The sequence below is a fragment of the Streptomyces sp. NPDC022552 genome (assembly GCF_055561875.1).
In genome coordinates, this window is sequence record NZ_JBVHGJ010000004.1 from 232,549 (window position 1) to 244,896 (window position 12,348).

Annotated in this window: 12 protein-coding genes; 5 read left to right on the plus strand and 7 right to left on the minus strand. The window is 73.8% G+C overall.

Going from position 1 to position 12,348, the window contains the following annotated elements; translation table 11 throughout:
• Nucleotides 1-122: 122 nt before the first annotated feature.
• Genes ACZ3OF_RS14095 through ACZ3OF_RS14105 form a run of 3 tightly spaced genes read right to left on the minus strand, consistent with a single transcriptional unit; the run spans nucleotide 123 to nucleotide 3,741 of the window.
• On the minus strand, nucleotides 123-2,675 hold the full coding sequence (locus tag ACZ3OF_RS14095) for an ABC transporter permease (RefSeq protein ID WP_467304697.1): 2,553 nt from the start codon (nucleotides 2,673-2,675) through the stop codon (nucleotides 123-125).
• Nucleotides 2,672-3,463, minus strand: a complete 792-nt coding sequence (locus ACZ3OF_RS14100) for an ABC transporter ATP-binding protein (RefSeq protein ID WP_467304699.1) — start codon at nucleotides 3,461-3,463, stop codon at nucleotides 2,672-2,674. The genes ACZ3OF_RS14095 and ACZ3OF_RS14100 overlap by 4 nt, the downstream gene beginning before the upstream one ends.
• A complete protein-coding gene (locus tag ACZ3OF_RS14105) occupies nucleotides 3,460-3,741 on the minus strand; it encodes an SHOCT domain-containing protein (RefSeq protein ID WP_361673065.1) in 282 nt (93 codons plus the stop codon). The genes ACZ3OF_RS14100 and ACZ3OF_RS14105 overlap by 4 nt, the downstream gene beginning before the upstream one ends.
• Nucleotides 3,742-3,914: 173 nt before the next feature.
• On the opposite strand from ACZ3OF_RS14105, the gene ACZ3OF_RS14110 reads away from it, so the two are divergent.
• Together ACZ3OF_RS14110 and ACZ3OF_RS14115 are read left to right on the plus strand one after the other, a co-directional pair.
• Nucleotides 3,915-4,478 carry a TetR/AcrR family transcriptional regulator gene (locus tag ACZ3OF_RS14110; protein WP_361673062.1) on the plus strand — a complete coding sequence of 188 codons (564 nt, stop codon included), beginning with the start codon at nucleotides 3,915-3,917 and terminating at the stop codon, nucleotides 4,476-4,478.
• 97 nt (nucleotides 4,479-4,575) lie between these two features.
• A complete protein-coding gene (locus ACZ3OF_RS14115) occupies nucleotides 4,576-5,187 on the plus strand; it encodes a DUF4865 family protein (protein WP_467304702.1) in 612 nt (203 codons plus the stop codon).
• Here ACZ3OF_RS14115 and ACZ3OF_RS14120 read toward each other — a convergent pair.
• Both ACZ3OF_RS14120 and ACZ3OF_RS14125 read right to left on the minus strand, forming a co-directional pair.
• Nucleotides 5,160-5,924, minus strand: coding sequence for an SAM-dependent methyltransferase (locus tag ACZ3OF_RS14120; protein ID WP_361673056.1), 765 nt, complete (start codon nucleotides 5,922-5,924; stop codon nucleotides 5,160-5,162). The genes ACZ3OF_RS14115 and ACZ3OF_RS14120 overlap by 28 nt on opposite strands.
• A gap of 122 nt (nucleotides 5,925-6,046) precedes the next feature.
• On the minus strand, nucleotides 6,047-7,273 hold the full coding sequence (locus tag ACZ3OF_RS14125; protein WP_361673054.1) for an ROK family protein: 1,227 nt from the start codon (nucleotides 7,271-7,273) through the stop codon (nucleotides 6,047-6,049).
• Nucleotides 7,274-7,357: 84 nt separating this feature from the next.
• Between ACZ3OF_RS14125 and ACZ3OF_RS14130 the strand changes: the two genes are divergently transcribed.
• The 3 genes from ACZ3OF_RS14130 to ACZ3OF_RS14140 all read left to right on the plus strand — a co-directional run bounded on the left by ACZ3OF_RS14130 (nucleotide 7,358) and on the right by ACZ3OF_RS14140 (nucleotide 10,214).
• On the plus strand, nucleotides 7,358-7,999 hold the full coding sequence (locus tag ACZ3OF_RS14130) for an endonuclease (RefSeq protein WP_467304705.1): 642 nt from the start codon (nucleotides 7,358-7,360) through the stop codon (nucleotides 7,997-7,999).
• A 114-nt stretch (nucleotides 8,000-8,113) separates the two neighbouring features.
• Nucleotides 8,114-9,331, plus strand: coding sequence for an MFS transporter (locus tag ACZ3OF_RS14135; RefSeq protein WP_361673048.1), 1,218 nt, complete (start codon nucleotides 8,114-8,116; stop codon nucleotides 9,329-9,331).
• A gap of 124 nt (nucleotides 9,332-9,455) precedes the next feature.
• Nucleotides 9,456-10,214, plus strand: a complete 759-nt coding sequence (locus ACZ3OF_RS14140) for a maleylpyruvate isomerase family mycothiol-dependent enzyme (RefSeq protein ID WP_467304976.1) — start codon at nucleotides 9,456-9,458, stop codon at nucleotides 10,212-10,214.
• A 37-nt stretch (nucleotides 10,215-10,251) separates the two neighbouring features.
• Here the strand turns inward: ACZ3OF_RS14140 and ACZ3OF_RS14145 are convergent, their stop codons facing one another.
• Both ACZ3OF_RS14145 and ACZ3OF_RS14150 read right to left on the minus strand, forming a co-directional pair.
• Nucleotides 10,252-10,917, minus strand: coding sequence for a response regulator transcription factor (locus ACZ3OF_RS14145; protein WP_361673045.1), 666 nt, complete (start codon nucleotides 10,915-10,917; stop codon nucleotides 10,252-10,254).
• The gene (locus ACZ3OF_RS14150) at nucleotides 10,914-12,191 is read right to left on the minus strand and encodes a sensor histidine kinase (RefSeq protein ID WP_467304708.1); all 1,278 of its coding nucleotides are present in this window, start codon (nucleotides 12,189-12,191) and stop codon (nucleotides 10,914-10,916) included. Before ACZ3OF_RS14150 ends, ACZ3OF_RS14145 begins: the two co-directional genes overlap by 4 nt.
• Between the last annotated feature and the right edge of the window lie 157 nt (nucleotides 12,192-12,348).

A 12,348-nucleotide genomic window follows, 5' to 3' on the forward strand; every position in this document is an offset into this window, starting at 1 on the left:
GCGGATATCGGATATCGGATCTTGGATCTTGGATCTTGGATCTTGGATCTTGGATCTTGGATCTTGGATCTTGGATCTTGGATCCGATGTACGCGAGCGGGCATACGGATCCGGTGTCGGCGTCACTCCGTCGCGATCGCGCGCAGCACGTCCAGGCGGGCCGCCCGCCGCGCCGGGCGCCAGGCCGCCACCACGCCCGCGGCCAGGCCGACCAGGGCGACGATCGCGAGTTGCGCCGGAGGGACGGCGAAGGCGAACGCACTGTCGCTCGCCCCGTCGGACGCCTTGACCAGGACCCAGCCGAGGAAGCCGCCGAGCGCGAGACCGCCGACCGTGCCGAAGGCCGCGACCAGGACGGACTCCCATCGGACCATGGCCTTGAGCTGGGCCCGGGTCTGTCCGACCGCGCGCAGCAGGCCGAGTTCACGGGTGCGCTCGTGGACCGCGAGCGTGAGGGTGTTGGCGATCCCCAGCAGCGCGATCAGGACGGCGAGCGCGAGGAGTGCGTAGACCAGGGTGAGCATCATGTCGATGCCGCCGGCCGAGGACTCGGCGTACTCGTCACGCGTCTGCACCTCCGGGTTGCCGTACTCCGTGGTGACGTCCTCCACGGCCGCAGTGCCCGCCTCCGCCGAGACGCCGGCCTCGAAGGTCACGGCGACGAGCGTGTCGGAGTCCTGGGCGCGGTGCGGGGCCCAGGCCTCGCGGGTGATGACGTAGTCCCCGGCCAGTTCGGACTGCTCGTAGACGGCCTTGACGGTGAAGGTGTGCCGGCTGCCGTCGGTGAAGGCCAGTTCGGTCGTGCTGCCCGGCGAGAGACCGGACTTGTCCGCCTCCGCGTCGGCGACGGCGATACCGTCCGTGCCGAGCCCGGCCAGCGAGCCCTGGACGTCTCCGAGGTCGAGGGAGCGGGCGAGCGCGGTCGGGTCGGTGACGGTCAGAGCCCGGCCCTCGCCGTCGACCTCGGCCACGCCCTTGCCGAGCCCGACGGCCGTCTCCACCTCGGGCAGCTCCGCGAGCGCCGGGGCTAGCCGCGGGCTGAGCCCGCTGCCACCGGCGCCGAACGCCGGTGTGCTGACAGCGACGTCACCGGCGAACGACCGCGAGACCGTCTGGTCCATGGTCGCCTTCAGCGAGGCTCCGAAGACCGTGAAGAGCGAGACGACGGCGACGCCGATCATCAGCGCGGTGGCGGTCGCCGCGGTCCGCTTCGGGCTGCGGAGCGCGTTGCGCCGGGCGAGCCCCCGATTGACCCCGCGCAGCGGCCCGCCGAGGATCCGTACGGCGTACGAGGAGGCCACCGGGCCGAGGACGACGAACGCGGCGAGCGCGAGCACGGCACCGGCGGAGGCGAGCCACAGCGACGGGGTGGCGAGGACGCCGATGAGCACCACGGCGACGGCGGCGAGCAGCAGCCCCGTACCGGACAGCGCCCGGACGCGCGAGGCGCCGGACTCGTCCACGGCGGTCTCGCGCAGCGCGGCGAGCGGCGCGGTACGCCCCGCCTTCACGGCGGGCAGCAGCGCGGAGCCGACGCAGACCAGCAGGCCGACGGCGAAGGGCAGCGCCATGGAGAGTCCGCTGATGACCAGATCCCCTTCGGGGAAGGAGAAGCCGATCGCCGGGAAGAGTGCCTGGAGCCCGGCCGCCACGCCGATACCGCCGAGGAGTCCGGCCGCGCAGGCGACCAGACCGACGGCCACGGCCTCGACGAGGGTCGAGCCGAGGACCTGGCGACGGGAGGCTCCGAGGGCGCGCAGCAGGGCGTTCTCGCGGGTCCGCTGGGCGACCACGATGGCGAAGGTGTTGTGGATGGAGAAGACGGAGACGAGCAGCGCCACCCCGCTGAACACCAGCAGGAACGTGGTGAAGAGGGTGAGGAACTGACCCGAGATCATGTCGGTGTTCTCCTGCGCCGACTGCTCTCCGGTGATCGCCTCGGCCCCGTCGGGGAGTACGGGCGCGAGCGCGTCGACGAGTTCCTGCTGCGAGGTGCCGGGGCCTGCCCGTACGAGGACGGCCGACGCGTCGCCGGGCTTCGGCGTCAGGTGCTCCTCCGCGTCGGCGCGGGTCATGCCGGTGTACGTGACCTGTCCCATGCCGTCCTCGCCGCCGAAGGTGGCCAGGCCCACGACGGTGACCTTCACCGGGTCGGGGGTGCGCAGCACCGTCGTGTCGCCCACGGCCAGATCACCCGTGTTCGCGGCGCCCCGGTTCACGACGACCTCGCCGGACCGCTCCGGTGCGCGGCCTTCGGACAGGGCGTAGGGGTTGAGTTCGGGATCCTGGATCCAGTATCCGGCGAGCGTGGGCGGCCCCTGACCGCCGATCGGCTTCCCGTCGGCGCCGACGAGCTGACCCGCGCCCTCGATCCGCGGGACGGCCGCGGCGACGCCGGGCACCTCGGCGATCCGGTCGGCGAGCGAGGCCTCGACGGGGCGGCGCGTGCCCTGGCTCTCGCCCTCGACCGTCACGACGCTCGTACTGCGGACCACGGCGTCCGTACCACGGGTGGCGTTGCCGAAGAGCGAGTCGAAGCTCGACCGCAGGGTGTCGCCCATGACGAGGGTGCCGGTCAGGAAGGCGACGCCGAGCAGGATCGCGGTGAAGGTCCCGACGAACCGCCGCTTGTGGGCGCGCAGCGCGGAGAGGCTGAGCCTGAGCGAGGCGTTCATGACGGCACCGGCCCCTGGCTCCGCGGCCTGCCGTCGAAGGCCTTCATGCGGTCGAGGACGCGTTCGGCCGTCGGCTCCGCCATACGGTCGACGAGCCGTCCGTCGGCGAGGAAGACCACCTCGTCGGCATGGGCGGCGGCGACCGGGTCATGGGTGACCATGACGACCGTGCGGCCGGTCTGCCGGACGGTGCGGCCGAGCCGCCGCAGCACCTCCTCGCCGGCACGGGAGTCGAGGTTGCCGGTCGGCTCGTCGGCGAAGACGACGTCGGGTGTGCCGGCGAAGGCCCGGGCGACGGCGACGCGCTGCTGCTGGCCACCGGAGAGCTGACCGGGCCGGTGGTGGAGCCGGTCGCGCAGCCCCACGGTGTCGATGAGCGCGTCCAGCCACTCCCGGTCCGGGGCGGCCCCTGCGAGGTCGAGCGGCAGGGTGATGTTCTCGGCGACGGTGAGCGTCGGCAGCAGGTTGTACGCCTGGAAGACGAATCCGATCCGCTCACGGCGCAGCAGCGTCAGCCGCCGGTCGTCGAGAGTCGACAGGTCGGTGTCGCCGATGAGCGCCGAGCCGGAGGTGAGGGTGTCGAGACCGGCGGCGCAGTGCATGAGGGTGGACTTGCCGGACCCCGAGGGGCCCATGATCGCGGTGAAGCGACCGGCCGGGAAGTCGACGCTCACCCCGTCCAGGGCCCTGACCTCGGTGTCCCCGCCGCCGTAGACCTTGACGGCGTCCACGACCCGGGCGGCGGTACGGGTGGTGCGCGGGAGGATGCCGGGGGCGGCGCCTGTCATGACGCACGTCCCTTGGGTCCGGCGGTACGGCCGAACTGCTCCTCCAGGACCGTCAGCCGGCGCCAGTACTCGTCCTCGTCGATCTCGCCCGCCGCGAACCGGTGGCCGAGGAGGGCGATCGGCGACTGCTCGTCGTAGGCGGGGCGGGGTCCGGGGCCGCGCCTGCCACGCCATCCGGTGCGGCGCAGCACGGTGATCACGGTGAGGATCACGGCCGCCCAGACGAGGGGGAAGAACAGGACCCACGGGCCGGGGCCCGCGTGGGCGAGTGTGTTCATGGCTCTCAGCTCCTCATGCATAAGTGTCGCGTGCGGTGATGGTTCGAGCCTCGCCCGCGAAAGGGGTCCGGGTCGTCGTACGGCCAGCGGCTTCGTCCGTACGACGTGGGGAGTACGGAGCCTCCCGCTGGGCGCAGACGGGCTCTGTACCTACTGGTATGTACACTCGCTTCATGACGACGTCCGAGCGACTGATCGAGGCCACGCGGGAGCTGCTCTGGGAGCGCGGCTACGTGGGAACGAGCCCCAAGGCGATCCAGCAGGCGGCCGGTGCGGGCCAGGGCAGCATGTACCACCACTTCGCCGGGAAGCCGGATCTGGCGCTGGCGGCGATCCGCCGCACGGCGGAGGAGATGCGGGCCACGGCCGAGGCAGTCCTGAGCGGCCAGGGGTCGGCGTACGCGCGTGTGGAGGCGTATCTGCTGCGCGAGCGGGAGGTGTTGCGCGGCTGTCCGGTCGGCCGGCTGACGATGGACGCGGACGTCATGGCGAGCGAGGAGCTGCGCGCCCCGGTCGACGAGACCCTGGACTGGCTGCGCGGCCGGCTCGCGGGAATCGTCCAGGAGGGTCTGGACAGCGGGGAGTTGACGGGACCCCTGGAGCCTGCCGACCTCGCGGCCACGATCGTGGCGACCGTGCAGGGCGGCTATGTCCTGGCCCGCGCCTCCGGCTCCCCCGCCGCCTTCGACACGGCCGTCCGCGGCCTGCTGGCCCTGCTGTCGCCCCGTACCGCCTGAGCGCGGATCTCCCGAGCACGCCCTCGCGGCACGTACCTCCCAACACGTACCTCCTGCGCACGTATCTCCCGAGCCCGTCAGAGAACCGGAGACCCCGATGCATGCCATGCAGTACGAGATCACCCTCCCCGCCGACTACGACATGGAGATCATCCGCAGGCGGGTCGCGACCAGGGGGCATCTGCTGGATGACTTCCCCGGGCTCGGTCTCAAGGCGTATCTGATCCGGGAACGCGCGGACGGATCGCCGGTCGACCAGTACGCGCCGTTCTACCTCTGGACCACGCCGGAAGGCATGAACTCCTTTCTCTGGGGCCCAGGGTTCCAGGGGATCGTGAACGACTTCGGGCGGCCGGTGGTGCAGCACTGGACGGGGCTCGCGTACGACGAGGGTCCGGCGGCCACCACCGTGCCGCGCACCGCGACGCGCCGCAGGGTACGGCTCGGGGACGCCGAAGCGCCGGGCGCGGCCGTGGCGCAGGCGCGCGCCCGCCACGCGCGCGTGGCGGGCGGGGCCGGCGTGGTGGCGAGCGCGCTCGCGATCGATCCCCGCCGCTGGGAGTTGCTCTGCTTCACGCTCTGGGCGGAGGGCGCCGAGCCGCCGGCCGGCGCGGGCGAACGCTTCCAGGTTCTGCACGTGTCCGCGCCGGAGCGGGCGTCGCTGGTCGGCCGAACGGAAGGTCAGCCGACCGGGACGAGGGTCAGGTAGGTCATGCCGAGGATGCCCCGGTAGCCGTTCAGCCAGGACGACCGCTGCCGGTCGACACGGTCGCGCGTCTCGACGGCGAGCGGGTGGCCGGGGTGGGCGGCGAGCCAGACCTCCGTGTCGTGGCGGTACCCGGACTCGAACTCCTCCCACTCCTCGCGGCTCGCCGTCTCGATCCACGCGGGCCGGAAGCCCGTCTCGACCGCGAGGTCCACGAGCGCCCCGAGGCGGAGGTGGTCGCCGGTGTGCGCGCCGGGCCACATCCCGGCCAGCTCCTCGTCCGTCGGCGCGCGCTCCCAGAAGCCCTCCCCGAGCACGACCCGGCCGCCGGGCCTGACCAGGCGGCGCAGTTCGCGCAGGGCGGCGGCCGGGTCGTGGGGCTGCTCCGGGTCGCAGAGGGCCTGGCTGGAGCCGAGGCAGAGGATCGCGTCGACCGGCCCACGGGTGGTGCCGAGCGCCGACTCCTCCACGAAGGCGACCCGGTCGGCGAGTCCGCGCTCCTTCGCGAGGGCCCGGCCCCTGGCCAGGTCCTCGGCGCTGATGTCGAGACCGACACCGCTCGCGCCCGGCACGGCTTCCAGGACGCGGAGCAGCAACTCGCCCCAGCCGCACCCGATGTCGAGCACGGTGGCGGGCGAGGCGTCGGCGACGCGCGCGATCATGCGGGTGGCGCGGGACTCGGAGAGCGGTCCGTGGAAGGTCAGACTGCCGAGGCGGGGAGGAAGATCGGAATCGGTCATGGGGCGGAACGTTAGTTCGCCCACGGCCGTGGACCGAGCCCATTTCGGCGAGACCCTGCCGCCCGGCACCGAACCGTACGCGGACGGCGCCGGCTCATGCGCGCACAGCGTCGGCTCGTACGTCAGACCAGCGGTCGACCCAGGGCCGCCAGAGGATCGTCCAGGACCGGCTGCCAGGCCAGCTCGGCCGCGCCCACCAGGCTGTTGTGGTCGAGGGTGCAGGCGAGGATCGGTACACCGCCGCTGCGCCCCCAGAGGCTGCGGTCGGCGACGACCGCGCGCAGGCGGTCCGGGTCGGCGTCGAGCAGTTCGCGGTGCAGGCCGCCGAGGATGATCCGATCCGGGTTGAGGATGTTCACCAGGCCCGCGAGGCCGAGTCCCAGACGGTCGATCAGCTCCTCCCGCGCGGCGCGCACCCCCGGGTCGTCGGGGCTGGTGCGGAGCAGGTCGCGGGCCTGCTGGAGCAGCGAGACCTCCGGCCCCGGGTCGCGGCCCGCCACGGTGAGGAAGGCGAGCGGGTCGGTCTCCACGTCGAGGCAGCCGCGGCTGCCGCAGTGGCACGGGCGGCCCTCGGGGTTGACCGTGAGGTGCCCGACCTCCAGGGCGAGGCCCGAACTGCCGGTGTGCAGGCGTCCGTCGAGGACGAGGGCGCCGCCGACGCCGCGGTGGCCGGTGGCGACGCACAGCAGGTCCCTGGCGCCGCGGCCGGCGCCGTGCCGGTGCTCGGCGAGGGCGGCGAGGTTGACGTCGTTGCCGGTGAAGGCGGGGCCTTCGATGCCGGCGGCCCGGACGCGTTCGGCGAAGATCTCCCGTACCGGCGCACCCGCCGGCCAGGCGAGGTGGAGCGGGTTGAGGGCGGTGCCCTCGGGTTCGGCGACCGCCGAGGGGGCGGCGAGACCGGCTCCCACGCAGCGCCGTCCGCTAGCGTGGAGCAGGGCGGCGCCCGCGTCGACGACGGCGCCGAGGACCTGCGCGGGGTCGGCGGAGACGGTGACGCAGCCGGGTGCCGTGGCGACGATCGTGCCGCCGAGACCGACGAGCGCGGCGCGGAAGCCGTCGGCGTGGACCTGGGCGGCGAGCGCGACGGGGCCCTTCTCGTCGACCTCGAGCCGGTGCGAGGGGCGGCCCTGGGAACCGGCGGCGGCACCGGGGTTGGAGTCGACGCGGATCAGGCCGAGCGCTTCCAGTTCGGCGGCGACGGCGCCGGCGGTGGCGCGGGTGACGCCCAATTCGGCGGTGAGCACGGCGCGGGTCGGCGCACGGCCCGTGTGCACCAGTTCCAGCGCGGGCCCGAGCGCGCCGCGCCCTCTGTCCAGCCGTGTCTTGGTCGTGGTCGCCTTGCCGTTCATGTGGGCGAGTCTCCCATGATCGGGCGGTGGACCCGTTTGCGCGGTACGAAGTCGGGTAGCGGCGCGGCGGAATCGGGAGGTGTCATGACGCGCACCGCGACGACGGCCCGTGTGCGGGATCTGCTGGAGGACGAGAGCTCCCGGACGTACGCGCAGGAGGCCGGCATACGACTGAAGGACACCCCGCAGCCGTTGTACCAGCTGCTGGTCCTCGCCCATCTGCTGAGCGCCAGGATCCGTGCGGCGACGGCCGTCTCGGCGGCCGAGGCCCTGTTCGCGGCCGGTATGCGCACCCCGCGGCGGATGCGGGAGGCGAGCTGGCAGCAGCGGGTGGACGCGCTGGGCGAGGGCGGATACCGGCGCTACGACGAGCGGACGGCGACGCAGCTCGGCGAGGAGGCGGAGCTGGTCCTGGACAGGTACGACGGCGATCTGCGCCGGATGCGGGAGGCGGCGGCCGGCGACGTGGACGCGATGCGCGAGGCGCTCCAGGAGATGCCCGGTATCGGCCCCGCGGGCGCGGACATCTTCCTCCGCGAGGCGCAGGGAATCTGGCCGGAACTGGCCCCCTACCTCGACGAACGCGTCCTGGAGGGTGCCCGCCGCACGGGCCTGCCCACCGATCCGGACGCGCTCGCCCGGCTGGTGCCCCGCGAGGACCTTCCGGCCATGGCGGCGGCCCTGGTCCGCGCCTCCGTGGGCCGGGGTTCCGGCGCCACGTCCTGATCGAGCGCTTCCGGGCGGGCCTCCGCCCGGGGTACCCGCACCTCGGCCTCTCCCCGGGCCGCGCCCGTGGCCGCCCGGTTGAAATCCGTACCGGCACACCCCTATCCTGAGTTTGTGCCGCTACTAAACAAAGTACGGACGGCCGTTCCGGGGGGACCTGGCGGAGACACCGCCCCCTCCCTGTCCCGCCTCCGCTCCGCCCTGACCCTCTTCTTCGCCCTCGACGGCTTCCTCTTCGCCGGCTGGGTGGTCCGGATCCCTGCCATCAAGCAGCAGACCGGCGCCTCCGCCAGCGACCTCGGCCTCGCGCTCCTCGGTGTGTCGGCCGGTGCCGTCGTCACCATGACCCTGACCGGACGGCTCTGCCGACGTCACGGCAGCCACGCCGTCACCGTCGCCACCGGCGTCCTGCTCTCCCTCTCCATCGCCCTGCCCGCGCTCACCCGCTCACCACTCGCCCTGGGCCTCGTGCTGCTCGTCTTCGGCGCGGCGTACGGAGGCATCAACGTGGCCATGAACAGCGCCGCGGTCGACCTCGTCGCCGCGCTGCGCCGCCCCGTGATGCCCTCCTTCCACGCGGCGTTCAGCCTCGGCGGAATGCTCGGCGCGGGTCTCGGCGGGCTCGTGGCCGGGAGCCTGTCCCCCACGGCACATCTCCTCGGTCTGACGGCGACCGGGCTCCTCCTGACGGCTGTCGCCGGTCCCGTACTGCTCCGGCAGCCGTCCCCCGCCCCGCCGGAAGCGGTTCCGGCCACCGACCGGCCGCGGAGCAGGACCGGCTCGCGCGGGCTCGTCGTCGTCTTCGGGATCATCGCGCTCTGCACGGCGTACGGCGAGGGTGCCCTGGCCGACTGGGGCGCGCTCCACCTGGAGCAGGACCTCGACGCGCACCCCGGCGTCGCCGCCGCCGGCTACGCGCTCTTCGCGCTGACGATGACCATCGGCCGGCTCTCGGGCACCGCCCTCCTCGAACGGCTCGGTCAGACCCGCACCCTCGTCGCGGGCGGAGCGACGGCAGCCGCCGGCATGCTGCTCGGCGCGCTCGCCCCCAGCGTCTGGGCAGCGCTGCTCGGCTTCGCGGTGACCGGGCTCGGCCTGGCCAACATCTTCCCCGTCGCCGTGGCCCGTGCGGGCGCGCTCGCCGGTCCGAGCGGGGTCGCCACCGCCTCCACGCTCGGCTACGGAGGCATGCTCCTCGGCCCGCCCTCCATCGGCTTCCTGGCCGACTGGTTCTCGCTGCCCGTCGCCCTCACCACGGTCGCCGTCCTCGCGGCGGGGGCCGCGGTGATCGGCTACGCGGCCCGCAACGCGCAGGTCCCGACGACGGGTTGAGAAGCCGGGTCGACACGTCGGGCCGAGAGGCGCGGTCGTCGGAAACCGTTCCCGCGCGGCGGCGGAGTCGAGCGGCCGCGTGCCCCGGTGCACCGCACGGGGCAGAATCCGCCCCATGGGGATCATGACGATCGACGAGCACATCGGGGCACTGGACACGGCGGGCCGGGCGCTGGCGGAGGCCGCGGCCGAGGCGGGACCGGACGCGGAGGTGCCGACCTGTCCGGGCTGGCGCGTACGGGACCTCCTGCGGCACACGACGATGGTGCACCGCTGGGCGACCGGTTTCGTGGCCGAGGGGTACACCTCCTACCACCCCGACGGCGGCGAGCCCGATCTCGACGGCGAGGCACTCCTCGCCCATTTCCGCGAGGGCCACACCCGCCTCGTCGACGCCCTGAGAGCCGCGCCCGAGTCGCTGGAGTGCTGGACGTTCCTGCCCGCACCCTCCCCACTCGCCTTCTGGGCACGGCGGCAGGCGCACGAGACGACCGTCCATCGGGTGGACGCCGAGTCCGCCCTGCCGCCGTCCGGACGCCCCGGGCCGGTGGATCCCGCACTCGCCGCGGACGGCATCGACGAGCTGCTGCGCGCCTTCCACGGCCGCGAGCGCAGCCGCGTACGGACGCCGGAGCCGCGGATTCTGCGCGTCCGGGCCACGGACGCCGGTGACGTGTGGACCGTACGGCTGTCGCCGGAGGCGCCGCGCGCGGAGTGGGCCAAGGACGATGGGGGGATCACCGCGGACTGTGAGCTGAGCGGCCCCGCCGAGCGTCTCTACCTGACGCTCTGGAACCGGCTGCCCGAGGGGGGCGTGACCGTGGCGGGGGACGCGTCGCTCGCCCGGCTCTGGCGGGAGAGGTCGGCGATCACCTGGTCGTGACGGCCGGCGACGGCACACCCGGGCCGCCCTACGGTCGTCAGCCCAGCCAGCCGGGGCGCACCAGGCCCGACTCGTAGGCCAGGACGACCAGTTGGGCGCGGTCACGAGCTCCGAGCTTCACCATGGTGCGGCTCACATGTGTCTTCGCGGTCAGGGGGCTGACGACCAGGCGCCGGGCGATCTCCTCGTTCGACAGGCCGATGCCGACCAGGGCCATCACCTCCCGTTCCCGCTCGGTGAGTTCGTCGAGCCCGGAGACCGCCGCCGGGGGCTTCGAGCGGGCCGCGAACTCCTCGATGAGCCGCCGTGTCACGCCCGGCGAGAGCAGGGCGTCGCCGTGGACGACGGCACGTACGGCCCGCAGCAGCTCCTCCGGTTCGGTGTCCTTGACGAGAAAGCCCGAGGCACCGGAGCGGATGGCCTCGAAGACGTACTCGTCGAGCTCGAACGTGGTCAGCATGACCACCTTCACCGCTTCGAGACCGGAATCCCCGGTGATCCTGCGGGTGGCGGCGAGGCCGTCGAGCAGCGGCATCCGGATGTCCATGAGGACGACGTCCGGACGCAGTTCGCGGGCCATGGCCGCCGCCTCCTCGCCGTCGGCGGCCTCGCCCGCCACCTCGATGTCCGGCTGGGCGTCCAGGAGCGCGCGGAAGCCCGCCCGTACCAGCGACTGGTCGTCGGCGAGCAGCACACGGATCACGGGGTCTCCTTCGGTCGGGCGGGGAGGACGGCGCGTACCCGGAAGCCGCCGTCCCGGCGGGTGCCCGCCTCGATCGTTCCACCGAGCGCCCCGGCCCGCTCCCGCATTCCGACGAGTCCGTTGCCGCTGCCGCCCGCGTCGCCGCCGGTCGCCGGTCCGTCGTCGTCGATGCGGAGCTCCACGGTGCCGGGCCCGTACAGGACGACGACCCGCGCGGCGCGCGACCCCGAGTGGCGGACCACGTTGGTCAGCGCCTCCTGCACGATCCGGAAGGCCGCGAGATCGATGCCGGGCGGCAGCGCCACGGGCTCGCCCTCCGTCGCCGTCGCGACGGTCAGGCCCGCGGACGCCGCCTGGTCGACGAGCTCCGGGAGGCGGTCGAGGCCGGGCGCGGGCGTGCGCGGGGCCTCGCCGGGGGCACGCAGGGTGTCGAGCACCTGACGGACCTCGCCCAGCGCTTCCTTGCTCGCCGCCTTGATGGTGGTCAGCGCGGTGCGGGCCTGCTCGGGGTCGGTGTCGAGCAGCGCGAGGCCGACGCCCGCCTGGACGTTGATGACGGAGATCGAGTGGGCGAGGACGTCATGCAGCTCACGGGCGATCCGCAGCCGTTCCTCGTCGGCGCGGCGCCGTTCGGCCGCGGCGCGTTCGGCGCGCTGCTGCGCCCACTGCTCGCGGCGGACGCGGACCATTTCGGAGGCGGCGAGGATCGCGACGACGAAGCAGGCGACGGGGATCTCCTGACCCCAGGGCGCCGCGGAGTCGCCGTCGGGGGGCAGATAGGCGTAGAGCCAGTGGGCGAAGAGCAGATGCCCCAGCCAGAGCAGCCCCAGCGCCCACCAGGCCGACCGCCGGTGGCCGTGGACGATCGCCGCGTAGCAGGCGACGGCGATGAGGAGGAAGACCGGCCCGTACGGGTATCCGGCGGCGAAGTAGCCGAGGGTGATCGCCGCCGTCCCGAACACCACGGGAACGGGATGGCGGTGGCGCAGCAGGAGCAGCGCCGCGCCGAGGAGGAGCAGTGAACGGCCGAGGGCGTCGAGCGACTCCCGGTCGGGCTGGTTGCGCGCCGCGAATCCGGAGCCCACCATCACGAAGACGGCGAGGAGGAGGGTGGACCGCCAGGGCAGGCGGGCGCCCGGCTCGCGGTCGGCCCATCGCAGGGCCCAGGGCGGACCGCCCGGCACGCCACGCTCGCGGGGCGGACCGCCCGGCGCGCCACGCTCCCGGGGCGGACCGCCGTACCCGTGCCTGCGCTGTTCGTCCATGCTCGCCACGCTAGACGCGGTCGGGCAGCGGGGGCGTCAGCCGGGCGTGGTGATCCCCCGTACTCCCGTCGGAGTACGTCCGCCGGGCGCGGTAACCGCTCCTCCCGCTCCACTGGGGTCCGCAGCCCCCGGCTCGACGGACTGGACGCGCCGGACGGCCCGGACG